General features: G+C 63.6%; 19 protein-coding genes. 8 read left to right on the forward strand and 11 right to left on the reverse strand.

Translation table 11 applies throughout. From position 1 onward, the window contains the following. Positions 1-39 precede the first annotated feature (39 nt). The gene (locus DZC52_RS03530; RefSeq protein WP_116649744.1) at positions 40-513 is read right to left on the reverse strand and encodes a CYTH domain-containing protein; all 474 of its coding nucleotides are present in this window, start codon (positions 511-513) and stop codon (positions 40-42) included. A gap of 129 nt (positions 514-642) precedes the next feature. Here DZC52_RS03530 and DZC52_RS03535 point away from each other — a divergent pair, with 129 nt between their 5' ends. After that, positions 643-1,530: a hypothetical protein gene (locus DZC52_RS03535; RefSeq protein WP_181918752.1), complete on the forward strand. Its 888-nt coding sequence runs from the start codon at positions 643-645 to the stop codon at positions 1,528-1,530. A gap of 41 nt (positions 1,531-1,571) precedes the next feature. Here the strand turns inward: DZC52_RS03535 and DZC52_RS03540 are convergent, their stop codons facing one another. After that, the gene (locus tag DZC52_RS03540) at positions 1,572-2,747 is read right to left on the reverse strand and encodes a M14 family metallopeptidase (protein WP_181918753.1); all 1,176 of its coding nucleotides are present in this window, start codon (positions 2,745-2,747) and stop codon (positions 1,572-1,574) included. Positions 2,748-2,992: 245 nt separating this feature from the next. Here DZC52_RS03540 and DZC52_RS03545 point away from each other — a divergent pair, with 245 nt between their 5' ends. Both DZC52_RS03545 and DZC52_RS03550 read left to right on the forward strand, forming a co-directional pair. Beyond that, on the forward strand, positions 2,993-3,916 hold the full coding sequence (locus DZC52_RS03545; protein WP_116649746.1) for a hypothetical protein: 924 nt from the start codon (positions 2,993-2,995) through the stop codon (positions 3,914-3,916). Between the two features lie 66 nt (positions 3,917-3,982). Beyond that, a complete protein-coding gene (locus tag DZC52_RS03550; protein WP_116649747.1) occupies positions 3,983-4,534 on the forward strand; it encodes a DUF1415 domain-containing protein in 552 nt (183 codons plus the stop codon). A 16-nt stretch (positions 4,535-4,550) separates the two neighbouring features. Here the strand turns inward: DZC52_RS03550 and DZC52_RS03555 are convergent, their stop codons facing one another. Beyond that, a complete protein-coding gene (locus tag DZC52_RS03555; protein ID WP_116649748.1) occupies positions 4,551-6,419 on the reverse strand; it encodes a DEAD/DEAH box helicase in 1,869 nt (622 codons plus the stop codon). 225 nt (positions 6,420-6,644) lie between these two features. Continuing rightward, positions 6,645-7,958 carry a hypothetical protein gene (locus tag DZC52_RS03560; RefSeq protein ID WP_245960750.1) on the reverse strand — a complete coding sequence of 438 codons (1,314 nt, stop codon included), beginning with the start codon at positions 7,956-7,958 and terminating at the stop codon, positions 6,645-6,647. A gap of 236 nt (positions 7,959-8,194) precedes the next feature. Between DZC52_RS03560 and DZC52_RS03565 the strand changes: the two genes are divergently transcribed. Further along, positions 8,195-8,731, forward strand: coding sequence for a DUF2062 domain-containing protein (locus tag DZC52_RS03565; RefSeq protein ID WP_245960751.1), 537 nt, complete (start codon positions 8,195-8,197; stop codon positions 8,729-8,731). 99 nt (positions 8,732-8,830) lie between these two features. Here the strand turns inward: DZC52_RS03565 and DZC52_RS03570 are convergent, their stop codons facing one another. Further along, positions 8,831-9,295 carry a hypothetical protein gene (locus DZC52_RS03570; RefSeq protein ID WP_116649749.1) on the reverse strand — a complete coding sequence of 155 codons (465 nt, stop codon included), beginning with the start codon at positions 9,293-9,295 and terminating at the stop codon, positions 8,831-8,833. 257 nt (positions 9,296-9,552) lie between these two features. Next, complete coding sequence (locus tag DZC52_RS03575) at positions 9,553-11,637, reverse strand: Ig-like domain-containing protein (RefSeq protein WP_147307592.1); 2,085 nt, start codon at positions 11,635-11,637, stop codon at positions 9,553-9,555. A gap of 576 nt (positions 11,638-12,213) precedes the next feature. Here DZC52_RS03575 and DZC52_RS03580 point away from each other — a divergent pair. Then, positions 12,214-15,432, forward strand: coding sequence for a choice-of-anchor Q domain-containing protein (locus tag DZC52_RS03580; RefSeq protein WP_116649751.1), 3,219 nt, complete (start codon positions 12,214-12,216; stop codon positions 15,430-15,432). Positions 15,433-15,521: 89 nt separating this feature from the next. On the opposite strand, the gene DZC52_RS03585 is transcribed toward DZC52_RS03580, so the two are convergent. Continuing rightward, on the reverse strand, positions 15,522-17,237 hold the full coding sequence (locus DZC52_RS03585; protein ID WP_116649752.1) for a hypothetical protein: 1,716 nt from the start codon (positions 17,235-17,237) through the stop codon (positions 15,522-15,524). A gap of 107 nt (positions 17,238-17,344) precedes the next feature. Next, a complete protein-coding gene (locus tag DZC52_RS03590) occupies positions 17,345-17,680 on the reverse strand; it encodes a 2OG-Fe(II) oxygenase (protein WP_220338257.1) in 336 nt (111 codons plus the stop codon). A gap of 138 nt (positions 17,681-17,818) precedes the next feature. Between DZC52_RS03590 and DZC52_RS03595 the strand changes: the two genes are divergently transcribed. Continuing rightward, the gene (locus DZC52_RS03595) at positions 17,819-18,724 is read left to right on the forward strand and encodes a lysophospholipid acyltransferase family protein (RefSeq protein WP_116649754.1); all 906 of its coding nucleotides are present in this window, start codon (positions 17,819-17,821) and stop codon (positions 18,722-18,724) included. 95 nt (positions 18,725-18,819) lie between these two features. Beyond that, the gene (locus DZC52_RS03600) at positions 18,820-20,226 is read left to right on the forward strand and encodes a hypothetical protein (RefSeq protein ID WP_116649755.1); all 1,407 of its coding nucleotides are present in this window, start codon (positions 18,820-18,822) and stop codon (positions 20,224-20,226) included. Between the two features lie 11 nt (positions 20,227-20,237). Here the strand turns inward: DZC52_RS03600 and DZC52_RS03605 are convergent, their stop codons facing one another. Together DZC52_RS03605 and putP are read right to left on the reverse strand one after the other, a co-directional pair. Beyond that, positions 20,238-21,392 carry an ankyrin repeat domain-containing protein gene (locus DZC52_RS03605; protein WP_181918754.1) on the reverse strand — a complete coding sequence of 385 codons (1,155 nt, stop codon included), beginning with the start codon at positions 21,390-21,392 and terminating at the stop codon, positions 20,238-20,240. Between the two features lie 188 nt (positions 21,393-21,580). Next, complete coding sequence (gene putP, locus DZC52_RS03610) at positions 21,581-23,071, reverse strand: sodium/proline symporter PutP (RefSeq protein WP_116649757.1); 1,491 nt, start codon at positions 23,069-23,071, stop codon at positions 21,581-21,583. A 361-nt stretch (positions 23,072-23,432) separates the two neighbouring features. Between putP and DZC52_RS03615 the strand changes: the two genes are divergently transcribed. Continuing rightward, positions 23,433-24,854, forward strand: coding sequence for a GGDEF domain-containing protein (locus tag DZC52_RS03615; RefSeq protein ID WP_116649758.1), 1,422 nt, complete (start codon positions 23,433-23,435; stop codon positions 24,852-24,854). Positions 24,855-24,957: 103 nt separating this feature from the next. Here the strand turns inward: DZC52_RS03615 and DZC52_RS03620 are convergent, their stop codons facing one another. Next, positions 24,958-26,142: a Kelch repeat-containing protein gene (locus DZC52_RS03620; protein ID WP_116649759.1), complete on the reverse strand. Its 1,185-nt coding sequence runs from the start codon at positions 26,140-26,142 to the stop codon at positions 24,958-24,960. Positions 26,143-26,164: the final 22 nt, after the last annotated feature.

Genomic DNA, 26,164 nt, shown 5'->3' on the forward strand with positions numbered 1-26,164 from the left:
GAAGCCTATCAGCCCGCCCGAAAGCGCCGGGATATCCGCTTAAGCCGGCCAGCTGGCGTAAGGATATCGGCTCAGGCAGGCATTGTAGTAGCGATGGTCGCCGCTGACTTCTTCACCTGCCCAGCTCGGCCGCTCGAGGGCTTCGTCGGCGCGGTCGAGTTCGACTTCCGCGAGCACCAGTCCGGCATTGGCGCCTTCGAAGACATCCACCTCCCAGACGTGACCGGCATGGGGAACACGGTAACGCCGCTTGACGATCGGCGTGCCCTCGCACAGTTCCCCGAGCATTGTGCGCGCATCGACTTCCGGAATGTCGTATTCGTACTCACTGCGCGAGATCCCAGCGCTCGCACCCTTGATCGTCAGCTTTGCTCCACTTCCGGCCAGGCGCACCCGAACCGTGCAGTGCTCTTGCGCTGCAAGATAACCCTGAACCATCTCCGTGCCGGCGTCGGCCTGCTCTCGCCAGGCATCGTCGACAACCAGGAACTTGCGTTCGATTTCCGTAGCCATGATTCCTCTCCCGACAGACGCCCGAGCCATTCGAAACTACCATCTCGTGCAAGCCGTCACCAGGCGGCGCCTTGCTCCCGCCTTGACGGTGCAAGGCTAGACTTCGGTTCGGTAAACCGGAGCAAGCCAATGCACTCTTCTCGCGAGTTGATCATCGCCGTGCTGCTGACCAGCTGCCTGCTCACGGTCGGTTGCGCCGGCTTTCCCGAACCGCGAGAAGGTCTGTCGTTCGAGGACGGCCTCAGTGCCGAGCAGTGGTTCGAGCGAATGCTGCAGGCCCATGGCGGTGACATCTCGAGCGACCCCAGGGACTTCAACCTGGCCATGACCGGTGAATGGTCGGGGCTGATCCAGCGAATCCAGCCGCTGGTCACCGACAGCGGCTACCGGATATCGGCCGAGGAACGATATCGACCTTCCGACAACCTGTACGTGACCCGTCACCGCGGACCCCAGGGCATCAAGACGGTGTGGCGTCGCGGACAGGAAATCCGGGTCTGGTACGACGGCGAACCGGAAACCGACGCGCGAGTGCTGGCGGCCACCGCCATGACCACCGACGCCTTCGAACTGTTCCACTTCGGACCGTCCTTCCTGGCACGTCGCGCTGTCGACATGACCCGGCTGGCCGAAGGCCGGGAAGACGGGCGGAGCTATCCGCGAATCCTGGTCGAGATTCGACCGGGCTTCGGCGAAGCCGAGTCGGACCGCGTCGTCGCCTGGATCGATCCGGGAACTCACCGACTCTTCCGAGTGCACATCACGCTCAACGGCTTCCGGACGACGCAGGGCGCCCACGTCGACACCACCTTTTCGGACTACGTCCAGATGGGCGGATACTGGTTCCCGAGCCGGTTCGAGGAGCGCGTGCGCGGCCCGATCCGCATCCACGCCCATGATTGGCAGATCACGGGGAGAGACACCGACCGGAACTGGCGAGTCGAGGATGTGGCCGGCCCCGAGTTTACGGGCCCTGCCGCGCCGACCGCTTCGTCAACGGCAGACACGGACAACTGACCGGGGCAAGACCGCTTCATTGCCAGACAGAGTAACCCGGCTCATTCCGGCCCAGCCGGCTGCAGGCTTTGGGGGATCAGGCAGGGCAAACAGGCGGAATCGCAGGGACCACGCGCCTGGCGCTGCACCGACAGCAGCGTTGCCATCAGTTCGCGAGCGGCCGTCCGGGCCACTCGTTCGACCACCGCACGGTCAGTCGCATCACCAACCTCATAGGTGATTGCCGGCGCGCCGAGAACCCGGGTTGCCCACGCCTTGGCGGTTGTCCCTTCCGCGAGGTGTCGGGGCGCCCGGGCAACATCATATTCGGGCAGCGCTTCATCGACGCCGTCCAGCCAGCAACTCGTGAACGACGGCAAGGAGAGTTTCGGAGGCTCGAGCTGGGTATAGAACACGTCGCGATGGGTCGAATGGAAATCGAGCAGAAGCCAAACGCCCCCTCCAGGATGCGGCGACCCCAGTTTCTCGAGGGTTGAACCAACGGTCCGGGTTGCCGGTTGGGAGAATGGCCCCCAATCGCGATTCAGGTCCACATGATTGGCGTTCAGGCGCCAGTGGCCGCGCGCGACACCGTCCGGATTGAGATTGGGAATGGCCAGCACCCGAAACGCCGATCGGAAACGCCTTGCCAGTTCGGTGTCTTCGAGCAGCTGGCGCATGAACGTCTGCAGCGCCAGGGCGCCCGGCACCTCTGGCGGATGCTGCCGCCCCAGCAACACGATCCAGGGCCCGCTTTCGGCGGCCTCGCCGATCCTGACTCCTTCAATGGGGCGGCCTTCGGCGCTTCGCCCCAGGATTTCGGAGGAAGCGTCTTCATGCCGCGCAAGCGAGCGCACGAAGCCGCGATGGTCGGCGTTGGTCAGCAGCGGCTGGGCGGAGACCATGAACGATCGCGAAGAAGGCGTCACCTCGAAAACCGAAGTCCTTCCAGCCTCACCCGTTTCCAGTCGACCCGGAGCCACGCCCTGCCATTGCGCCTCTTCGCTCTCGCCTTCTAGCAGAACTTTCGGACGGTAACGATGCGTACCATCGCCGTATCGCAGGTGCAATTCGAGCGGCCGAAGCGGCGCTCCTTCGCCGAACTCGAGACGAAACGCGTACCAGGGGCTGTCGTTGATCGGAACCGATTCCGGCTCGATCAGAAGTTCAAAGGCCGAATCGCCCAGGCGCCGGCATTCGCTCAAGCGCGCCCCCTCGAATTCGGAACTGAACGTCACCTCGTCGAACCGGCACGAATCTTCCACCGCTCCCAACGCGAGCGGCAAGGAAAGAAACATCAACGTCGCCAGGACTCTCGACATCTCCCGCCTATGGACCATGCCGGACGATTGCCTGTTCCGGGATTCTACGCTCCGGCGAAGAAACGGTCAGTAAGGCGACCCGGCGGGCACGACGCCTCAACCATTGACCGGACCGACCTGCGAGGCGATGATCTTGCGCATTCGAACGCGGAAAACCCGCCATGTACAGCCCGCGCCACCTGTTTCGCGTCGCGCGTCGCGGCCTGACCGACATGCTGCCGGCGCTCCAGCAGGCATTCAACGACAGCCGCGAGGACGATCGCCTCGATCGCGTATTCGGCCCGTGGCCGCGCCTGACCGTACTCATCGTCACCGTCGTCGGCCTGCTGCTTGGGTATGCCATCCAGGGCGCGCTGGCCGATTTCACCGTCTTCGAGTACATCAACGTCGCCGCGGTGTTGTTCGGCGCCGGCTACGCGCTGGTTTATCGACATTACCTGTTCCACGATCCGGCGGCCGGCGAAGACGATTTTCCCTGGCTGGCCGCCGCACTGATCCCGCCGGCGGCCGCTTTGGTCCTGGTGACTTTCGCGGGTCGATGGATGGACGGCCTCGAAACACTGCCCGGAGCGCCGGGGTGGACGGCGATCGGCGGATTTCTTGATGCGCTCGCCGACTCCCTCGCCGTAGCGGCCGGACTGACCATTGCCGTCGCCGCCCTGTGCTACAGCAAAGCCTGGCGCGAAGCCTTCAAGGCGCTCGTGCGGCGATTGATCGCTTTCAAGATCATGGTCTGGCTGATGGTGCTGTTCTTCGTCGAAATCGGCATCGTCGGCCCGATCCTCGGCGCACTGGTCGAGGGCCTGCTGGGCATCGAGCTCCCCGACTGGCTGGGCGACTTCGCCGACCAGCTGACCTATGCCTTACTGATGACGACAATCTACCTGGCCATCATCGGCGGCACCTGGACGGCCTGCCGGAGGAGCTTCGCCAGGCTGCTGCGCGAGGGTGAAGTCGATGTTCTCGAAACCCTGCGCACGATGGCCGAATCGCCCGAGAAGCGGCGCCGCGCCGCAAGGAAAGCCCGTAAGCAGGCAGCAAAAGAGATGCCGGACAGGCCCGGCGACGGGCCTCCTGCACCCTGACCAGCGAAGACCCGTTCCCACAAACGGGAGGCTTCGGGAGCAACGGATTCCGGCTAGAATGCCGGCATGCATCAGCCCGCCGACAAGCAATCGGTCATCCAGGCCACGACGAGGTGGATCGAGAATGTCGTGATCGGGCTGAACCTGTGTCCGTTCGCTGCACGACCCTGGCGCCAGGGCCGGGTACATTTCCGTGTCAGTGAAGCGAGCACTCAGCAGCAACTAGCAGAAGATCTGGCCGAGGAACTGCTGGCGCTAAAGGCCTTGGATCCGGCCGAGCGTGAAACCACGCTGCTGATTCATCCGCACCTGCTCGGCGACTTCCTCGACTACAACGACTTTCTCGAAATCGCCGACCGGCTTGTCGAAAGCCTGCAACTGGACGGCGTCTTGCAGGTCGCCAGCTTTCACCCGGATTACCGGTTCGCCGACAGCCAGGCGGACGACCCGGCCAATGCAACCAACCGATCCCCTTACCCCATGCTCCACCTGCTGCGGGAAGCCAGCATCGAAGCAGCCACGGCCAGCATGGCCGATCCGGACGCAATCTACGAGCGCAACATCAGGACCATGCGCGAGCTCGGCTGGAATGCCTGGAAAGCGCTGATGGCCCCTTGATGGGGCATGCGGTCAATCAGGTCTTCTTGCGCGACTTGAAGCTGGCCTTGCGCTCGGCCCGCGTTCGGGGCGGTCGCTTCGACCCCGGCCGGGTAGGACGGCCCTTGCTCTTGCCCGCGCCCTTGCCGGTTTCACGGCGCGGCGGCTTCTCTCCAGCAGGCCTGCCCTGCGCCTTTCGCCGCGGGCTTGAATCGCCCTGATCGGGGGCGCCGCTGTCGAGCCTGAGCAGCAAGGGCTGGCCGGCCACGCGCACCCCACGAAGGTGTTCGATGGTCTCGGCGGCCAGGTTCGCGGGAAGGCCGACGATGCTGAAGTCCTGGCGGATATTGATGCGACCGATCTGGCCGGCGTCCAGGTCCGCCTCGTTGGCAATGGCGCCGACGATGTTGCCGGGCTTGACGCCGTGCCGGGCACCCACCTCGATGCGATAGCTCACCAGGTTCTGATCACGCTCGGAAACCGCCCCCGCACCGCGCTTGTCCGACGAGGGCCGCCGCCGGTCACCGCGGCTGTCGGCTCGTCCCTCGAACCCGGGCTCGGCAGACTCTGCTGGCGCGCGCTCCTCGCTCAGTTTCGGGGCGCTGCCGCGCGCCATCAGCGCCAGCGCCGCGGCAAGATCGTCCATGGACACGTCCAGGGTTTCCATGGACTGCTGAACGGTCTGTCGCCCCGAATCCAGGTCATCGCTTTCGAGTGCGGCCTTGATCCTCGCCTGAAAGCGAACCAGGCGCTGGGCGTTGACATCACCGATCGTCGGCAGGCTCATGGCTTCGATCGGCTGGCGCGTTGCGCGCTCGATGGCACGCAGCATCCCGCGCTCGCGTGGGGCGACGAACAGGATCGCTTCGCCCGAACGACCGGCGCGGCCCGTTCGACCGATCCGGTGAACGTAGGCTTCCGTATCGTAGGGAATGTCGTAGTTGACGACGTGGCTGATGCGCTCGACATCCAGGCCGCGAGCCGCGACATCGGTGGCTGTCAGGATGTCGATCTCGCCCCGCTTCAGGCGCTCGACGATCTGCTCGCGCTGCTTCTGCGGCACGTCGCCGTTGAGCGCGGCAGCGGAAAATCCGCGTGCTTCGAGGCGCTGGGCCAGCTGTTCGGTCGCAACTCGCGTGCGGGCAAACACGATCATCGCGTCGAATTCCTCGACTTCCAGGATGCGCGTCAAGGCATCGAGCTTGTGCAGGCCGCTGACCACCCAGTAGCGCTGCCGGATGTTGGCCGCCGTGGTGGTCCTGGAACGGATCGTGATGTGCTCGGCACCGGTCATGTGGCGCTCGGCAATGCGCCGGATGGCATCCGGCATGGTCGCGGAGAATAGCGCCTTCTGGCATGTCGCCGGAATGCGCTCCATGACATCGCGCACATCGTCGATAAAGCCCATGCGCAGCATCTCATCGGCCTCGTCGAGCACCAGGGTCTGGAGCTGATCGATCCTGAGCGTGCCCTTGCCGAGGTGATCGATGATCCGCCCCGGCGTGCCCACGACGACATCCGGGCCCCGCTTGAGCCCGTTCAGCTGCGGCGCATAAGCCTGACCGCCGTAGATCGGCAGCACGTGAAATCCGTGCATGCCGCGGGCATAACGATGAAAGGCTTCCGCGACCTGGATCGCAAGCTCGCGGGTGGGAGCCAAAACGAGGGCCGCCGGGCGCGCCTGTCCCGGTTCGAGCCGGGCCAGGACAGGCAAGGCGAACGCTGCCGTCTTGCCCGTGCCCGTCTGGGCCTGCCCGAGCACGTCGCGCCCGGCCAGCAAGGCCGGAATCGTCGCGGCCTGGATCGGCGAGGGGGCCTCGTAGCCGAGCTCTTCCAGCGTGGCGAGCAATTCCGGAGGCAGCCCGAGGGCGTCGAAACCCGGCTCGGAGCCAGTGGTATCAGGCATGACTAACTCAACTCTCGAAGCAAATGAAAAACAAGTGGAACTGCTGTTCCATGGGTGTGGGAGGAGTCCCGGTGACCACCGGATCATGGCCCGCGGGGAGCTCGGCCCGAACCGCTGTGGTGAAGTCTAAGCCAGATGGACGTGATCAGCGAATAATTCTTTGTGCCGACCGGGGCCATCCAGAGTGGCGGCCGCAGTGAGCCGGTAAGCCTGCAGACCGACCAGTCACCTGCCTGCCGAAGGTTGCATCCACCATGCTGCTACGCCGGTCAGGAAGATCGCGACCCCCACGAGTCCGATGGCCACCGCCGGGTTTCCAAGGCTTTCAGGCGCGATCACAAGCATCGCGCCCAGGCCCAGCATCATCAGGCCCGACAACAGCTTGAGGAGCCTCCCCTGGCGCTCCCCGAGCTTTCGTCCACCCATGCTGCGCACGAAGACCAGCACGATCACCGCCATGGGCAGAACGTAGATCAGGTTATACAAGGCCAGCCAGGCATAGTGCTGTGTGGCACTTTCGACTCTAAGCGTCAGAACCCGCGTATAGACCATAGGGAATCCCGCAGTGCAGAGCAGCTCGTAGAGATTGGCGGCAATGGCCATGACGATTGCGGCACCGACCATGATCGGCAAGCTGCCGGCCGCGAGCAAGCGGCGCCCGCGGCGGAATATGTCGGCCCGCCGTGATTCCGTCATGGACAGGGACACGCCACGCCCGAAGGCGACGAAATCCTTGACGTTGATCGCTCCGAGCACCAGTGCCACTGCACCGGCAGCCACGGTCACCCAGGGCAGACTGCCGAGCATGCGGAAGAGGTTGAGCCAGGCCGCCATGAAGGCGAAATACATGGCTCCCGAAATGAAGACGTAGACACCGCCGATCAACAACATGCGGCCCCGGCTCTGGAGATGCACCAGCAGCGAAAGCAGGAACAGCAACACGAAGAATGCGCAAGGGTTGAAGGCATCGACCGCGGCGAGCGTCACCGTCAGGACCGGAAGGGAAAGCGACTCCGTGTCCATTTCGCCCACGAACGGCAGGGACAGGCTTTCTTCTTTCGCGGCGCCCGTCGACAGTTGACCGTCGACCATGGCCTGCTGCCGGCAGGCCTGCAGGCGCTCGAGCAGCCGCGTACCGGTCGTGTGCGCCGAGTGCCAGCCCACCTCCATCTGCCCGCAGAAAAGCAGCGCAGGCACCGATTGCGCCTCCCGGCCCAGTCCTGCGGCCATCTCCTGGTAGAGCCGGATGTTGTCGGGATGACCAGTGAGCTCGAGGTCATGGAACTGCAGCCAGTGAATGTCCGGAGCCCGATCGAGCAGGTAGCGCCGCGCTTCCAGGCAGTGGGGGCATTGCCGAGACCAGAAGAACCAAAGCTGCACCTGAACCTGCCCCTCGGAATCCTTCGTCACCCAGGCATCGGGCACATCGGCCGACACGGGTTGCCAGCCGAGCGCCAACGAGACCAGCAGCGCCAAGGCCAGCACCGGAGCAATCCGGAAGGAGCGCCTGCCCTGCCCGACTCGGAGTAGGTTCGTCACGACGGTCTCTTGCACTTCCTTGCGTCAACCGGCAAGCATTCGATTCAGGTATCGGGAATGTTTACCGACATCCCATGCGTAGCGCAAGCACTGCAGGATCCGGCCCGCGAGAGTCCGGGCCGACTCACCGCGATCTTCGCCGGAACGCCTGACTGGACAGCAAGACCGGGGACGGCGGCGGGGGATTGGTTACACTACGCCCCTCGCTGAATCCAGGGCCATGCACCCGACAGGCCGTGTTCAAGAAATTCGTCCTCAATCACCGCCGCCGGATGGCCGCCGGCGAAGGCCCCGGCGGCACCAGCCAGCGCGTGCGCGCCTGGCTGCAGCGCTCCGGCTGCCTGACTTTCAGGCGCGAGCCCATCGCGCGCGGCATCGGAATCGGCCTCCTTGTCGGCCTGACGCCGACGGTGGGGCTGCAGACCGTCATGATGCTGGCGGGCTGCCTGCTGGTGCGCGGCAATTTCCCGGCCGCCTTCGCCATCTCCTGGGTCAGCAACCCGTTCACCCTGCCGCCGATGGTCTACGCCTACCACCAGCTCGGGAAATGGCTGTTCGGCTCCTGGGCGCAGACCCTGTTCGAAGGATCGGACGCCGTCGACGATGCGCTGATTGCCCTGCTGAGCACAGCGCTGGGCACGGCCCTGATCGCCATTCCCATCGCGCTGATCGGCTACTTCGCTTCCCTGGGCATATCGGAAGTCTGGCACCGCCGCCGCCACAAGGCCCGCGAGGAACGCCGTCAGGCCGCGCGGCGCGAACGCCGGCCCTGAGCCTGCACTCCTGCCTTGCCGCACGATTGCGCGGTCGCGAAAACACGAGCCGAATGACCGGGAACGGGACAGTCGATAGGTTGTTGGGTCGGCCGGGCTTCAGGGTGCTTCGCCGGCTTCCTCGACAATGATTGCCTCGTAGGTTTTCCGGTCCCAGTCCTGGGGATCCGGTTCCGGAACGCGCTGCAGCCGCACCTGGATGCGCGTCTCGTCGGGAAACCGGATGACGACCGCCCCGTCGCGGTCCTTGGGGCCGGTCCCCAGAAAACTGCGGATCTCCCGAACCCGCGAGTCGTTGAGATCCGCAGGCGAACAGTGCTCGAGACCGTCGATCCAGCACTGCAGGCGATGGATCAGCTCAGCTCGGTACTGATTGCCCGACTCTTCGCCGGAACCGACCAGCTGCGTGGCCGACCTTACCCGGTGCTCCAGCCCCAGATCGTCGATCCCGATCGACTCGTCGGGAACGCGAAACGTCCGCTGATCGCTCCCCTGCACTGCGGCCACAAGGGAAAAAGACGAAAGGATGGCGACTATGAAAAGCGGCTTGAGCGATCGAGCCATCTCGGAACTCCCCTGGGCATGGATTTCCGATTAACGCTATCCGCGCAATTTAGAGCGCTCACCCTAGACCCTTGCGGCAGGTGGCTCCACGGATCGAACGTCGGCGAGCTCGCCGAGGTCGCCGGGCTTCGATCGGAGTTGGCTACCCGGCTGAATTCAGCTGCCTGGCGCCGCTATCCCTCGGGCATCCGGGAATGGCGACGCCAGGCTGCGTGTGGCATGGACGACCCTGACGGCTCAGCCCATCGAGGTCCAAATCAGGCGCGACGGGCGTGCAGGCCGGTCATCCCGAGACCGAGCATCAGCAGCACCAACACAAGCCAGCCCAGCGGACCGCCCACGGGAACGGCCAGCGCTGACACCAGACCGAGCTGGAAGGTCACCACCACGTCGTCGGCCGGAAGCGTCGTCCCGTCTCCGGGCTGACTGGCACGAAGTACGCAGGTGCCGCTTTGCAGGAAAGTCACGGTGAAGGGACCCGTGCCCGTCACCCGGCAGACGGCCGGCGACTCGGAAGTGAGTTGGACGGGCAGGCCGCTGCTGGCAGTCGGATCGAGCTCGATGCTCTCACCGATGTAGCCCTGGAAATCCCCTGGACTCGGGAAGTCGATTGTCTGTTCGGCGGGAGCGACCGAGATCGACGCCGTTGCGCTGTCGCACACGGCATCGTCGGGCGAAGCCAGGCAGACCGTGTAGGTGAATGCGTCGGTTCCCGCAAAACCGACAGCCGGCGTATAGCTGAAGCTGCCGTCCGGCGATACGGAAGCGTTGCCGTTGGCGGCGGCTCCCGCGGAAACCGTGGCGCCGGTTGGCGCGGTATCGTTATCCAGCAGGTTTCCGGAGACCGGCGTGTCGAACTGCGTCGCATAAGCGTCATCGACGGCCGACGGCGCAACGGCAATGCGAACCTCGGCCTCGTCGCAAACCTGGGGCGTTCCCGCGTCACAGACCGTGTAGCGGAAACTGTCCACTCCGGAGAAACCGGCGTCCGGAGAGTAGCTGCAGGATCCGGCAGCGCAGGAAGCTGTCCCGTTGGAAGCCTGGGTGCTCACGCCGAGCGTATCAGCGTCGATTCCCGGACCGCCGGGCGAATCGGCGTCGTTCGCCAGAACGTCGACGGCAACGGCCACGCCCGGATTCGTCACCGCCGCATCGTCGACGAGCACCAACGCATTGCCGACCTGAACGGATGTGGTGGCCTCGTCGTTACCGGAATCAGAGTCACTATTGGGCTGAACAATGCGCCAATCGGTTTGCAGAATCGAGTTGGGCGCAACGCCGGCATCCACGTCCGTCGTCACGCTGAACTGATGGGAGTCGGGACCGGTCAATGCGGCGGCCTGGCAGCTAACCGTGCCGGCACTGCCGACAGGCGGCGTGGCGCAGTTGAACGAAGGATCCTGCGACAGCGAGACGAACCGGGTCCCCGCCGGAAGCGGCAACTCGATCTCCGCGGTCGGCACGTCAAAGGTCGGCAACTGAGAGGAGCTGGTCAGCGTCGCCGACCAGGTGACCTGCCCACCCGGCGCCACCGGATCCGGCGCCGCGGAAGCGGTCACACCAAGGTCGAATGAAACACACGCGTCACGAGCTGCCGAAACCCAGTTCGAGGTGGGACCCATGAGACTGAAGCCCCACAGCGTGCCGGGATTCGCACCCGCCAAGTCCGGCAAGGTTGTCAAGCCCGTGTTGTCGGCACCCGGCGTTCCCACTTCGAACTGGTAGTCGTGCACCAATTGTGCATCCAGAACGCAAAGGTTCTCGCTGATGCTGGAAATTGACGCGGCATCCAGGGGCTCACCCCAGATACGGAATTCGTCGAGAGTTCCGGTCAGCCGTTGCGCCCCATCCGTACGGGCTCCCAAAGTGAACCTCCCGTCGGTGCCCACCGAGCTGCTGCCCGCACCACCAAACGATTCATCCTGGCCGTCAATCCAAATCGACGTTCCGTCACCGCCCGGCTGCCATCGCACGGACACGTCCGTCCAGGTGCCGACCGGCAGAGCGCCCGTGGTCTGCGCAGAGGCCGCAACACTTCCGTTGGTGACATAGAAATAGACCTCGCCGCTCTGGCTCAACAGCACAGACGCAAAGTTGTCAGCATCCTGCTGGATGAAGAAAACTCGCTGTGCACTACTCACTGCACCCAGGCGAATGCGAAAGCTCACGGTGAATCCGTTATCCAGCATCCCGGCCCAGTCATTGGGGAGGCTCGCCGCAGCCACCTCATCATCAAAGCCGTCGAAATCCAGGGCGATACCCTGGGCACGAGTCGATTCAGCAGCAAGCAGGAAACACCAGGCGACGATTGCCAGGGCGATGCGTAGCGGGAGGATTCTCATGAGCAGCAACCTGTCCGGATATCAAATTGGCAGAAAGTATACACGCGCATTTCCCGCCCCCTCGTCCGCGCAGAAGACTACCGGGGGATCAGTGTGCTGAATACACCAAGGCGCCTGTTTGCAGTTTGTCTCAACGTGTTGACAAAACGTTGCAACATGGCTTCGCAGGCCCTATTCACATGGCCCTGCTTCGGGGAAACGGGTAGTCTTTTGGCAAGGGTTACGGGAACAACAAATGCATGGCGCTAAAGCCCCATCGAGAGAACCTGGGTGGACGAGTGACGACCGGTGAAAACACTCTCTCACGGAACACCTGGCCAGAACGTCGAGCGTTGGGGCCCAGCAATCTTGTCGATCTGAACGATCTGACTCGGGACTACTGAAAAATCACGTCCCCGGAGCTCGCTCGACGCTCGAGCGAGCAGCAGGGCTGCCTAGCGTCACGTCACCATTCGCCAGCCCATAGCCGGCCCGGAGATCGATTCATCGATCCTGGCGGCAGGGGCGAGTTTTGCCCGGAAACCCCGTAGCCACGCCAGTTCAATCTGGTCGCACCTGACCACGCGGAGGAAATCTGTGTCCAATACCAGTCAAGACTTGTCAAATCGCGATTCGATCCGGATACCACGAGCTCTCGCCTGGATCGGCAGCGCCCTTATTCTCGCTCTGTCCGCTGGCCCGCTCGAAGCTGCCACTTTCAACGTGCCCGACGGGGACCTGGCCGCATTGCAGCTTGCAATCCTGGATGCAAACAGCAACGGCGAGAGCGATACGATCAACCTGGCCTCGAACGGCGTGTATCAGTTCACGCAAGTGACGCCCAACCCCCTGCCCATCGGCCAGACGACGGCGCTGCCGGCCATCACGACCGGTATCGTGATCAATGGCAACAACGCCACATTCATCCGACCGGAGGGGTTTCCGGACAACTTCCGATTCCTCTTCAAGTCCGGACCCGACCCGCTCGAAGTCAATGACCTGACGTTCGCGAACGGCCGGGAAGTCTCCGGCTCCGATACCTTCAGTGGCGGCGGCGCGGTCTATCTCGGAGGGACGGCGATCTTTCGAAATTGCACGTTCATCAACAACAGCTCGTCGACGAATGGTGGCGCGATTCTCGTCAGAACCGGGACGATCACTCTGGAGAATTCGACCTTTCTCAACAATTCCACCACTTTGCGGGGCGGCGCGGTGCAGCTGGACACCTCCGCCGTCACCGCAACCATCCGGGATTCGTCTTTCGTCAGCAATTCAGCGGGCGATCGAGCTGGCGCGCTGATTTCCCGCGGCGAGACCTTGATCGAAAACACTGAGTTCTCCGGAAACTCGGCAACCGATGCCGGGGCGCTCTCCGCCATTGGCGATCTGACCGTTCGAGGGAGCGAGTTCCGCGACAACAGCGTCACGAGACATGCAGGGGCCGCGGTACTCTTCTCGGGATCGATCGAGAACAGCCTGTTCGAAGGCAACCAGGCCAGGGAAGGTGCCGGCGCCTTGTGGATTCAGGGCGACGTTTCCCTGCTTCAATCGACTTTCTCCGGAAATACCTCAGTGAGGTTCGGGGCGGCCATTGACCTGATCAGCGGATCAACGATCCTGGATCAGTCCACGGTCACGAACAACACGGGCATCATTGGCACAACCGCGGGCGTTCAGGTGGGTGACAACGCCGCCTTGACGCTGCGCAATTCCATCGTTGCGGGCAACGATGTGACCAATCAGATTCAGGGTTCCATCGACGTCGACCTGAACAATATCCTTTCCGGCGATCCCCGGTTGGGGCCGCTTGCGGGCAATGGGGGGGCACTTGCAACCCATGCGCTACTCCCCAGCAGCCCGGCGATCGACGCAGGTGACGATGCGTTTGCGCCCGCCGCCCAGGATATGCGCGGGGAGGCCCGCATTTCAGGATCCTCGGTTGATGTGGGCGCAGTCGAGTTCCAGCAGCCTCTGCAAGTCACCACCTCGGGCTCGGGGCAATCGACAACGCTGGAGACAGAATTCTCCGATCCGCTACAGATCACCCTGCTTGACGGCATTTCCGAACCCGTGGTCGGAGCGACGATCGTATTCGACTATCCATCGAGCGGCCCGACCGCCCTGCCGCAAGGGCCGGTTTCTCTGACTACCGACGCAAGCGGCCAGGTCAGCACGCTGGTGTCTGCCAACAATCGTCCGGGCAGCTATCAGGTCGGCAGCGATTTGACAGGCGGCCCGCTCGATCTGAGCGCGACATTCGACCTGGAAAATATCGGATCGGACTTGTCGGGCGACTTGACCAGTGCTGCCGTGCCTGCGGTACCCGGCGCGCCCCTCGACTACACGCTGAACGTGACCAATCCGGGCCCGGCCGACCTCAGCGAGGCCCTCGTCACCAATGGTTTTCCGTCGGAGTGCGACAACGTCACATGGACCTGCGCTGCCACCGGATCGGCCAGCTGCGCGGCCAGTGGCAGCGGCAATATCGTGGACTCCGTCGTCCTGCCCGCGGGATCCGAAGTGAGCTACGCCATCACCTGCTTGATCAATCCGGGTGCAACCGGCACTCTCGTGAGCCGGGGTGCAGTGAGTTCACCGGGCGACACCAATGACGGCAACAACTCCTACATCGAGGGACGCAGCCTGTTGCCCAGCGCCGACCTCGGCATCCTCAAGAGCGGACCTGCTACTGCCGTGCCCGGGGACTCCGTCACATATACCCTGGACGTCTCCAACGCCGGCCCTTCGGATGCACAGAACGTATCGGTCGACGACCCCACCCCCGCGGGGCTGGTCTTCGACTCGGCCAGCGCACCCTGTTCCGGAGGCTTTCCATGCAGTCTGGGCAATCTCGCCAGCGGTGCATCGACCTCGATCGATGTCACTTTCCTGATCCCATCGGACGCCAGCGGCTCGGTGTCCAACACGGCATCGATCACCAGCGACACCGCCGACCCGAACGCCGCCAACAACAGCGCCACCACGGAAACAACGCTGGAAGCGCAGGCTGACCTCGTGCTCGACATGACCGGTCCAGCGACCGCAACGGCCGGCGACAACGCAACCTACACGTTGACCGTCTCCAACAATGGTCCCTCGCTGGCGGAAAATGTCGTGCTCGAGGAGAATTTCCCTACCGGCCTGTCGCTGGACACTGCAACCAGCCCCTGCGCAGGCGGCTTTCCCTGCAACCTCGGCAGTCTCGATGTCGGAGACAGCGTCTCCATCGACGTGACTTTCGATATCGGATCACAGCTGCAGGGCGTCATCCAGAACGCCGCGAGCGTCAGCAGTGACACCATTGACCCCGCGAACGGAAATGACTCCGACAGCGTATCCACAGCCGTCGAGAGTGTCGCAAACCTGTCGCTCGAGAAAACCGCTGAGACCGAAATCGCCACGGCGGGACAGCTGCTGACCTACACCATCCTGGTGCACAACGACGGCCCTTCGCAAGCTGCCAACGTGATCGTCACCGACAACCTGCCAGGTGGACAATCTCTGGTTGCCACCAATGGATGTGCCGAAGATCCCGCCGGCGCCCCGACGTGCACGATCAGTTCGCTTGCCAGCGGCGAAAGCGCATCCGTGAGCATCCAGGTCCGGGTCGGCGAAGTTGCGGAAAACACCACCAGCACCAATACCGCAACGGTTACTTCGGACGCCTCCGACCCGGTATCCGCCGACAACAACAGTGCGGCGGGAGTGCAGCTGATCAGAACCTTGCCGGTTCCCGCACTCAACTGGATGACCCTGCTGCTGCTGATCACGGCGACCCTGATTGCCGGCCTGGCTGCCAGCCGAATCAAGTCCTAAGGAAATCGAGACGAGCAGTATGGAACAAGCGGGCGTCGCGGCGCCCGCCATACCTGAATACCGATGAGATCGGGCCGGAAGAGCGTGACCTAATGCGCGTCGAATGCGTCCCTGAACAAGCGATCATTACCCTCGAAGGCACCCGGATCGAACGGGCCCGCCACGTCCGGAAGCGGCGTATCGTAGGGGCGCTCCTCGCCAAGGAGGTCGAGGGGCGCATAGATCGGGTTGGCGGGGCAGCGATCCACCGCGCCGGCCAGATCCGCGATATCAAGACGATAGTCCCCCGCCCCCGGATCGATGAAGCCCGGCGTCGTGGAAACGGCCGTCGCGACGTCTTCATTCACGCTCGCCGCTTCGTGTATAAAGCCGCACTCCACAGTGGGTTCGTTCGAGGCATCGAAATCGGCAACAGGGACTCCACCCGGCGCCTGGACGATGCTGCGACCGATGAACGCCTCGCCGAGCGAGTTCAGCTCGAAAACGCGCGTGGCATTGGGGTTGTCGACAATCGTGCTGGCCAGCACTTCCAGCGAGGTGTCGAGTGGCGGACTGGAGGAAGGATCGGACTGGTAGAACACGCTCGCGCCGTCGTTGCCGACGACCAGGGCGTTCTCGAAGCGCGCCGTGGCATCCTGGCTTTGCAGGAACAACACACTGCCCTGACTCGTCGCAATATTGTCCAGAACGCGCGTGCGTTCGACCGAGAGTGTCGCCGTGCCCACCGAAAACGCACCGCCGAGCGGCGCCTCGTTCGCCTCGATGGCCGAGCAGGCCTGCGCGCCGGCACAGCGCGGCCGTGTGCCTTCCACGATGACCTCGGCCCCGTTGCGGACCTGGATACCGCCACCCAGAGAGCCCGACACATTGAATCCCACCAACGCGTTGCGCACGGTCAAGCGGGTATCCGCGCCCACGGCCATGATGCCGCCACCCTGGACAGACGCCTCGTTCTCGATGATCAGCGGGCGAGGATCCAGACCGGTCAGGCCTTCACCGATGACGATGTCGGTCGGCCCCTGGGTCGAGTCGAGATAGATGCCACCGCCGCCGAAGGTCGCAGTGTTGTAGCCGACGTTGTAGAAAAGCCCGGCCAGTCCGGTAGCGCCCGAATTGATGAAGCCGCTACAACCGTTGGCGTAGATGCCGCCGCCTTGCGACGCCGTGTTGTTGGAAATGCCCGTGGCCGAGTAGATCTCCAGCCGCGCCCCGTCTCCGCAATAGATTCCACCGCCTTCCTGCGACACGGCATTGTCGATGACGGCAACGTTCTCGCCGAGAATCAGGGTCGCGCCCAGGCTGTCGCCTTCCACCCGAACTCCCGCGCCCCGGATGGCGCCGGTTACGTTCTGGATGGTTACGTTTCGCAGGTTGACGTCCGTGCCGGACACATAGAGCCCGGAAGCCGTCAGTCCGGATGCATTCTGGATCGTGAGATTCGCCAGGGTGACGCGCTTGCGTTCGATGGTGTTGCGAACATCGATAACCTGGGTGTTCGCCCCGCCGCCGTCGATCACGGTGTTGTTGTTGGTGTCCGGAAGCGCCGAACTGCATTCGGCGTATCCACCCTCCATCAGGAACGCCTTCTCGAAGGCTTCGACCGAAACGCCGTTGTAGGTCCCCGAACGGGCGACCCGGATCACGTAGAGATCACCTTCGGGAACGTTCAGGGGCACGGCGTCGACCGCATCCTGAATCGAACTGAAGTCGCAATCGCCGGTTCCGCCCACGGTGATCAAGGCAACCGCAGCGCTGAGCGGCTGGGTCAGTGCGATGCAAAGAAGGAAAAACGCATATCGAATCATGGGGTTGCCTTTCTCGGATCCACCTCGGGAAAGTATAGACCTCGCCTCCCCCGATTACCAGAAACGCCGGTAGGGGTGCGGCACCCGACTTTCGGAGTCCAGTTGGGTCACCCCGCCTGATTCAACGCGAAACTGAGCAGCCAGCGATTCCCGCGTTCGATCCGCGAGACCTCATGCTCGTACAAATCCGGCCGAAACAGGATGAATCGACCGAACAGGTTGAAAATGCTCTTGTCGCAGATGAACCGACCCCCGGCCTTCGGTTTGACGAGCACCCAGTTGAACTTGTAGAGCTTGCCTTCGGCCACCATGTCGACATGCCGCACGATGCGGTGACCCGCAGAATAGCGAACCAGGTAGATGTTGAGGCGTTTGGACCGGAAGAGAATTCGGGTCTTGACCAGGTCTTGCATGGCAGGGGCGATCACTGTTGAGGCTCTCATCCTCGCACGCCGGCATAGATCATGTCGACGGACAATCGCCGGGTCGGGCACTGGAAGTCGAGCCGAGCCCGGCGTCCATGGCCGACGCCCCCATGATAAGTTGCGACCCAGCTGCCCAACTCTGGAGCACCGCCGAATATGACCAGCGGACCGAAGCGCTCGATTCTCGTCCGAGCCCGCCACGCCGTCGAGCTGGCCGCGCTGCGCGCAGTCTCGGTCGTGCTTCATGCAGCCCCGCGGTCGGCTGCCCTCGCGCTTGGCAGGTGGATCGGCCGGACCGCCTGGCTGCTTGGGGTGCGCCGCCGGCGTGTTCTGGAGAACCTGGCGATTGCCTTTCCAGAGCTCGACGACAACGAAAGGAAGCGGATAGGCCGGGCATCGGCAGAGAACTTCGGTCGGACCGTCGCGGAGTTCCTCCGCTTTCCCGGCGGAGACCGGGCCGCGGTAGGCGAACTCGTGGAATTCCGTGGCCTCGAGCCGCTACTTCGACTCAGGGACGAGGGCAAGAGCGCCGCCCTCGTGACCGGCCACCTCGGCGCATGGGCGCTCTATGTAGCCGCCCTCGCCGCCAGCGGCGTGCGGCCCGCCCTGCTCGTCGGCAAGCAGACCAACCCCGGCGTCGACCGGCTCATCCTGGAGCTGCCGGGCACCGCGGTGACCTTCATTTCCAAGGGGCGTTCGGCGCCGCGCCACATGCTCGAGGCGATCCGATCGGGACGGTTGATGATCATGGTCGCCGACCACTATTCCTCCGACCAGAAAGTGCGTGTCGATTTCATGGGCAAGCCCGCCTACACGCTGCCCCTGCCCGGCGCCCTGGTCGAAAAGCACGGTCTGGCGCTGTTCCGGATGACGGGCCGGCGCATCGACGGCGGCCGGCATGTTGTCGACATCACGCCGATCCCTCTCGAGGAACTCGACGATCGGGACGAAATGCGCCTGCATGTGGCCCAGCGCATGAACCAGGCGCTGGGCGAGGCGATCCGGGACTGTCCCGAACAGTACTTCTGGTACCACAACCGCTGGAAGCACCGCGACCGCTGAATCGTGTCACCCACACGTGCCGGTTTCTTTCCGGGCCCGATCTCCGCTATCCTCGGTAAGACCATCCGTAAAAAAAGCATGCCCCGGGGAGATACATGAAAAGGTTGCTGCTGCTCGTCGTGATCGGCTTGATCCTGCTGGCCGTCGGCGTCAACTGGTACTACACCCGCCAGGTTCGGGACCAGCTCGATCAAATGGCCAACGCGGTCAGCATGTTCGGCACATTGTCATACGACAGCGTCCGCCTGTCGCCGGGCGGCGCGGTCAACATCAACGACCTTTCGTTTCAATTGCACCAGGGCCGGGGCGGCGTTGACGTGGGCCGAATCTCGCTGCAGACCGCCAACCTGCTGGCCCTGTTCACCCTCGAGGGCAAGCTCGAAAGCGGCCGACTCCCCGAATCGCTGGGCGTGAGCGTCAAGGATGTCCGGTTTCCGCTCGACGGCGCGCTCGCGAGCATGTCGCGCCAGATGCCGGGCGGCACATCGCCGACATTCGCCTCGGGCGTGCCGTTCGACGCCGCGGGCTGCGACGGGCGCACGCAGTTCAGCGCAAACGACCTGATGCACATGGACTATTTCGACATCCGCGCCGACGTCGAGGTCCACTACCAGCTGATCGACGACGGCAATCGCCTGCGCTTCTATGCCAGCGCGCGCACTTACGACGCCAGCGCAATCCACCTGGACGCCACGATCGACCTGGCGGCGGGCTCGCTGTCGACCCTCGACCTGGCGCGTTCGATGGAAAACGCACGACTGAGTTCGTTTTCGCTGGAATACGAGGACCTCGGCTACTACGAACGCATGCTGGCCTTCTGCGCCGAAGAAATGGACATGAGCCGATCGGAGTACCTTGCCCATCACCTCGAGGCCTGGAAGCAAGCGTGGGCGCGCTTCAATGCAGAAGCCGGCCCGGACCTGGTCGCCGCCTACGAATCCTTCCTGAACGACCCGAAACAGATCAGCGTGAGAAGCGACGCCGAAACCAGCGTGTCCTTCGACGGCATCGAAAACTACACCATGTCCGGCCTGCTCGAGCGCATGAACGTACGGCTTGTGGTTAACTACGGCGACCCGCAGCCGCTGGACATCAAGGCGCCGGAGTCTCCACGCCAACGCATCGCCTCCGCTCCAACACCGGCCTCGGATCCGATACCGGCCTCCGCTGAAGCGCCGACCGATACGCAAGACACGGCCGCGGCGTCCAAACCGGACGACGCAACGACGCCTGCCCGGGCCGAAAGTGCCGACACCGGAACAACGGAAGAAGCGACGGCCGAACCGGCTTCGCGGTGGGTCAGGGTCGAGCCTGCGGAACTCGACGCCTACCGCAATGACCGCGTGCGTATCCGGATGCGCTCCGGCGACAGCTACGCCGGCCGGCTGGAAAGAGTCGATGCCGACAACGTCCATATCCGCGTCGAAGGCGTCGGCGGCTTCTACATCCGCCCGCTCGCACTCGAGGAAATCCGGGAAGTGGAAGTGTACGGGGGCTTCTGAGGCCGAGGACCTCAGTCCCACCAGAGCCCCAGGGCACGATGGGTCCGGAGCCAGCGGCCGAGCACCTTCAGCCCGAAGTCCTCGTCGTCCGGATCGAGTCCGTCGAGCAACTGTTTCATGTCGTCCGGCAGGCCGCGACCGGTCTCTTCGAACTGTTCGGCCGCTTCGGTCATCTCCCCGAAGCCCTGGTCGACGATGTCGGGGCAGAACGCGTAGACCTCGCGCGCGAAGGCATCGAGATCCTCGTCCAGGCGGTCGAACTGGACAGTGAAACTCCCATCCGTGCGGACATCCACCAGGTGAATGCCGAATCGATCGTCCCATTGCATCAATCGATCGACGATGGCATCGGTATCGAGATCGTAATTGGCGGCATCGACGCCGCTCTGGTAGAGGGACAGGTACTTGGCCTTCGGCCCGCCTTCGCGCGCTTCAGGCGGAATGCCGCCCTTGACTGCTCCGGCGCCCTGTTCGACCAGCCAGTCGGCAATCTCGTCGTGACCGGCATCGCGAGCGATGCGAGCGGCCGTCCAGTCGGGATCCGGCGGTTGCGTGCGGTCGAGATCGGCTCCGTGACGCACCAGCAGTTGCACCAGGTCGAATCGGCCCTTGTCGGCGGCAGACATGAGGCAGCCCGTGCCGTGGTCCTCCACAGCCGCGCCGTCGGGCGGCGCGCCGTGTTCTAGAAGCAGCGCAGCGACCTCGGCATGCCCCATTCCCACGGCCGCTCCCAGCGGACAGAGCTCACGGGAGACGGGACTCTGGCCGGCATCCAGCATGGCTCGAACACCATCGACATCGCCCCGCCTTGCCCGGTCCCAGAGGTCGAACACGCCCTGTTGAGCCTTCGACGCTCCGGCCTGCTCCAGGATCTCCCGAATCTCGGCCATCTCCTCGGCCACGACGCGATCATCGGCCCGCGAAATGCACGCCAGCCATGGCGTACAGCCCCGATCATCCGGCCGGCTGGGATCGGCGCCCAGCTCGATCAGGGCACGAACGGCTTCCGGCTCGCCCATCCCTCCGAGTATCGCTTCGGTCATCGGCGTGCGGCCCTCGGAATTCGTTAGCACGGCATCCAGGTCCAGCCCTTCCTCGTGCGCTTCCCGAAGCAATTCCACCTGGCCGAAAGCCACGCCCTGAATCACCTTGATCTCGGAATCCATCGACTCGATTCTCCTGCGGCTTGTGTTCAAGTAAGCACACATTGCCACCGATGACCAATCGATTCAGCCCCGGGATAGCCGGCGACCCGGCTCGCGAGCAACAGGCACGTTCGGTTGTCTTCCTGATGGATCGATGTCGGCACCCTCACCCCCCCGGTTCGCGACAACCAGGGGGGCAGCGACACGTCTCAGCGTTCGATGTGCTGATACTCTCCGGCATCTCTGGTGGCCAGGCTGACCACCATGATGGCAACCCAGGAAAGAATGAAGCCCGGGATGATCTCGTAGACGCCGGGGCCACCCAGGAACGAGCTGTTCCAGCCCATGGCAATCCAGATCATGACGGTCAGCGCACCCACCGCCATGCCGGCAATGGCACCGGCGCCGTTTGTGCGCGGCCACATCAGCGACAGGATGATCAGTGGCCCGAAGGCGGCGCCGAAGCCTGCCCAGGCGTTGCTGACCAGGGCCAGAACCTGCGAATCCGGATCGGAGGCGATCGCCAGCGCAACCAGGCCGACAAGCGCGACGCAGATACGGCCCACGAGAACGCATTCGGCCTCCGACGCCTCCCTGCGGAGGAACAGACGATAGAAGTCTTCCGTGAGCGACGAAGAAGAAACCAGCAGTTGACTGGAAATCGTGCTCATGACGGCCGCAAGCAGCGCCGCGTAGAGGAAACCGGTCACCAACGGGTGGAACAGCAGGTCGGAAAGGATAATGAAGATGGTCTCCGGATCTTCCAGTGTCATGCCGTTACGAACAACGTAGGCATGGCCGAAGATCCCCAGGGAGATCGCACCGATCAGCGCGATCGTCATCCATCCCATCCCGATGTTCCGTGCGGTCGGAACATCCTCCACAGTACGAATCGCCATGAAGCGGACGATGATATGCGGTTGGCCGAAATAGCCAAGGCCCCAGGTCACGGCAGACAGCCAGCCGATGAAAGTCAGCCCCTGGGTCCACGACAACAAGGAGGCATCGACTTCGTTGAGCGTTTGAGAAGCCTGCTGGTAGCCCCCGCCACCTTCGCCCCATAGAACAACGGCCGGCATGATCACCAGCGCCAGCATCATGATGCAGCCCTGAACGAAGTCCGTCATGCTGACAGCCAGGAAGCCGCCGACAACCGTATAGATCAGGACGACACCCAGTGTAATGATGATCCCCGTGGAGTAATCACTCAGCCCGCCGAAGTTGAAGATCCCGGCAAACGCGCTTTCGAAAAGCTTGCCGCCGGCAACCAGGCCGGAAGCGGTGTAAACCGCGAAGAAGACCACGATCACCACCGCAGACACGGTGCGCAGGGAAAGCGCCCTTGTCGGGAACCGATTGGCAAGGAAAGCGGGGATGGTGATGGCATTGCCGTAGTGAACCGTCTGTTCGCGAAGGCGGGGCGCAACCAGAATCCAGTTGAACAACGCGCCGACCAAGAGCCCGATCCCGATCCAGGCAGCCCCCAGACCGGATGCATAAACGGCCCCGGGCAGGCCAAGGAGCAGCCATCCACTCATGTCGGAGGCACCGGCAGACAGTGCGGCCACCTTCGGGCTGAGCGATCGGCCACCCAGCATGTAGTCCTCGGACGAAGACGTGGATGTGCGCATCGCGTAAATGCCGATGGCGATCATCAGGACAAAGTACCCAATGAGACTGATCCAGACACCGATATCCATAGAATCCCTCGCTTGCTGGGAGCCGGATGATGCTCCGGCCCGTGAAGTGCGCTTGGAAAAGCCCGGCCTCCCAGCCGCGCATTCCCTTTTCCCTTCGTCGCTATCCAGCATACCTGCCTTGCCAGGCCATTGAAAGCCAGATCAGAATGGCCACCCGGATGCATCCCGTTGAGCCTGGAACACCGCCGGCCTCGAAGCCCGACCCCGGGCTGACAGCAAGGTGATAATCTAGAATGAGCGAGTCTGCCTAGCCGGAACAGCCATGACCTCGAAGGCCTCCCCCCGGACGGAGCCAGCCGGCATCCGGGCCGGCGTTAGCGCGGTGGACTGATCCCAGGGAACCAAGGGGGCCAAGAGAGCCGTGAACCATCTTACCCAGACACAGCGCCTTCTCAGCGGCACCGGGCTTGCCGTTGCGTGGCTGGCGGTTTGGGGGCTCGGGCACCTGGCCGAATTCACGGCCCACGCCAGCGTCTGGTATCCGCCGTCCGCGCTGACCTTTGCCGCCCTGCTGGTCATCGGTTTCCGTTCCGTACCGTACCTGTTCGTCGCCAATTTCATCGCGACCCTCTGGTCGGTCTGGATCTATGACATCAGCGCGAGCGGGCCGGAAATTGTCGCCGGCGGCATAGCCAACGCCATCGCCCACATCGGCTGCTACGGCATCGGAGCAGCATTGCTGCAGCGCATCGCAGATCGACAGAAGCACAGTCTTCCGCGCATCGTCATCGCCTTTCTGGGCATCGCCACCGGCGCGTCCATGGCGGCGACAATCACGGTCATCTCGAGCCTGGTCATCTTCGGCCTGCTAGAGGCCCGGGCCGTCGCCGAGACCTGGCTTGCTTTCTGGATCGGGGACTTCGTCGCGCTGGTCGTGCTGGGGCCGCTTTGCGGGGCGCTTCTGCTCAAGCTGGAACGCTCGCCGGTGTTCTGGATCGAACCGCTGGACGTCGTGAGACAGGACAGCCTGACGGGCGCATTCGGGCTCAAGCTGCTGATCACCGCAGTCGTCGGAACCGCGGCGATGGTCGCGACCGCGTCCATCGGAACCGTCGAAAGCGCGTTCCTGATCTTCTTCCTGCTCATCCCCCAGATGTGGCTGACCCACTCGGAGTCGCCGCTGGGAACCGCCGTCAGCCTCGCTGCGATCAGTTTCCTGATCATCCTGTGGCTGGGCGTTCTGGACCTGGCGGAGTTCGTGTTCATCTACCAGTTCGCAATCGCGATCGTCGCGACGACGGCCTACTTCGGTATCGCCATTCCGCTGCTGGCCTCCGACAATGAGCAACTGCGCGAGCGGCTCATGTTCGATCGGCTCACCGGGGCAACGTCACGCGATCTCCTGTACTTCCAGGCCGGCCAGGAACTCGCCCGCGCCCGACGCGGCGCCACGAGCTGCCTGGCCGTCGTCGACCTGGACCGATTCAAGGACATCAACGACCGCCACGGCCACACCCGCGGCGACCGCTCCCTGGTCGAACTGGCGACCATCATGCGCCGGGAAACCCGCAGCACCGATGTCGTCGCGCGCTACGGCGGCGACGAGTTCGTGATCGTCTTTCCCGATACCACGGTCGATGATGCGCGCGAGCGACTCGAAGCGCTGCTCGACGAGGTCCGCTCCAGCACCGCCGTTCCCGGCGTGCACCTGACCGCCAGCGTCGGGCTGACCGAATCCGTCCCCGAAGACGATTTCGCCAGCTGGTTCGAACGCGCCGATGCCGCGCTGCTCCTGGCCAAGCGGCGCGGCCGGGATCGAGTCGAGGTGAACGCCGTGGGTTGAACACAGCCGCTCCCGGCTATGGAAGCGGTCGAACCCGTGTCAACGGCCCATCTGGAGCTGCTTCGAACAATCGGGGCCATCGGTGGCCCCGGCTTCGGCGCCGCTACTGCTCGAAGCGATCGCTGAACACACTCTGCCCCAGGAGCGTCAGCCATTCATTGACGGCCAGGAAACTGGAGCCGTCATATCCCCCCGGTGCCACCATGTGCACCCTGCCGTCGGCAAGAATGGGTACCAAACTGCTGATATTGCTGGCCGCGGTGAGTTTTGCCGGAAGACTGTGCCAGGATTCGGTCGGCACCTCGAAAAGCCAGGTTTCGGTCCGTGACTCGGTGCCATCGCCAGTCGGATCACCGCCGGTAAAGACCACTACGCTGGGAGAAGAGTATTCGCCTCCGGGGCTGACCGTGGATGGCACTCCCGCGCCGTGTCGCCCGACAGGACCGGCAGGATAGTTCGGCCCCGCCGTCCAGGTGATACTGGTCGGATCGTTCGGGTCGATCGCGCCAATCCAGGTTTCGCTCATCTGGATGCTGCCAGCCTGGTTGTATCCCCCAGTAACCACGATTCGCCCTTCGACGATCCCGCCACGGAGGCCCGCGACCAGCGTTCCCGGTTTGGGCGTTGCCTGCACCCAGGTATCGGTTTCCGTGTCGTAAACCTGGACAGCATCCGTATCCGCAGAGCCGGTATACCCGCCGATAACGTAGATGTAACGATCGTCATGAACGCCAATGGCATAGTCGCCCACGGCCTGGGGAAGCGAGGCACCGGTCGTCCATGTATCCGCAACGATGTCGTAGATCTGAAGGAGCGCCGTAGGAAAGAACGATGTGGTATACCCACCGGGCACGAAAATGCGCTGACCGATGCGGACCGCGGAAACTTGCTGCACAGCATTGGTCATGGGAGTCAAATCCGACCAGGTCGCGGCATCCACGTCGTACCGTGATACATTACTAACTGTGATTCCCGACGAGTTGTTGCCTCCGATCACGTAGACGAAGCCCGGGACACTCTCCGTACTGTAAGACACCACAGCGTGCCCCCAACGCGCGGAATCCATGACCGTGCGAGATTCCCACCCATTATTCGGCCACTCCTGGACCACACCTCGCAGTTGGCCCTCCGCCTGGACGACCGCAAGCGGCGATTGCAGAGCCGATCCCACGTGCGCCGAAGGTGTGGCCTTCACTCCGGCCTGGGCAACTGCATAACCCGACCATGCGGAAAGAAGAAAGACGAGCGAAATCACAGCCGTTTTGAACGGCTTCGTTGTCGATACCATCCGATAAGTTCCCTTTTTGATG

This window comes from Wenzhouxiangella sediminis (assembly GCF_003410055.1).
Classification (GTDB): domain Bacteria; phylum Pseudomonadota; class Gammaproteobacteria; order Xanthomonadales; family Wenzhouxiangellaceae; genus Wenzhouxiangella; species Wenzhouxiangella sediminis.

What these genes read in the sequence shown, in the direction of transcription:
- DZC52_RS03605 (WP_181918754.1), bottom strand. Translation starts at nt 21,392, where the DNA reads ATGGATTCCGAGATCAAGGTGATTCAGGGCGTGGCTTTCGGCCAGGTG.
- DZC52_RS03595 (WP_116649754.1), top strand. Translation starts at nt 17,819, where the DNA reads ATGACCAGCGGACCGAAGCGCTCGATTCTCGTCCGAGCCCGCCACGCC.
- putP (WP_116649757.1), bottom strand. Translation starts at nt 23,071, where the DNA reads ATGGATATCGGTGTCTGGATCAGTCTCATTGGGTACTTTGTCCTGATG.
- DZC52_RS03620 (WP_116649759.1), bottom strand. Translation starts at nt 26,142, where the DNA reads ATGGTATCGACAACGAAGCCGTTCAAAACGGCTGTGATTTCGCTCGTC.
- DZC52_RS03600 (WP_116649755.1), top strand. Translation starts at nt 18,820, where the DNA reads ATGAAAAGGTTGCTGCTGCTCGTCGTGATCGGCTTGATCCTGCTGGCC.
- DZC52_RS03570 (WP_116649749.1), bottom strand. Translation starts at nt 9,295, where the DNA reads ATGGCTCGATCGCTCAAGCCGCTTTTCATAGTCGCCATCCTTTCGTCT.
- DZC52_RS03545 (WP_116649746.1), top strand. Translation starts at nt 2,993, where the DNA reads ATGTACAGCCCGCGCCACCTGTTTCGCGTCGCGCGTCGCGGCCTGACC.
- DZC52_RS03590 (WP_220338257.1), bottom strand. Translation starts at nt 17,680, where the DNA reads ATGAGAGCCTCAACAGTGATCGCCCCTGCCATGCAAGACCTGGTCAAG.
- DZC52_RS03550 (WP_116649747.1), top strand. Translation starts at nt 3,983, where the DNA reads ATGCATCAGCCCGCCGACAAGCAATCGGTCATCCAGGCCACGACGAGG.
- DZC52_RS03530 (WP_116649744.1), bottom strand. Translation starts at nt 513, where the DNA reads ATGGCTACGGAAATCGAACGCAAGTTCCTGGTTGTCGACGATGCCTGG.
- DZC52_RS03535 (WP_181918752.1), top strand. Translation starts at nt 643, where the DNA reads ATGCACTCTTCTCGCGAGTTGATCATCGCCGTGCTGCTGACCAGCTGC.
- DZC52_RS03555 (WP_116649748.1), bottom strand. Translation starts at nt 6,419, where the DNA reads ATGCCTGATACCACTGGCTCCGAGCCGGGTTTCGACGCCCTCGGGCTG.
- DZC52_RS03585 (WP_116649752.1), bottom strand. Translation starts at nt 17,237, where the DNA reads ATGATTCGATATGCGTTTTTCCTTCTTTGCATCGCACTGACCCAGCCG.
- DZC52_RS03575 (WP_147307592.1), bottom strand. Translation starts at nt 11,637, where the DNA reads ATGAGAATCCTCCCGCTACGCATCGCCCTGGCAATCGTCGCCTGGTGT.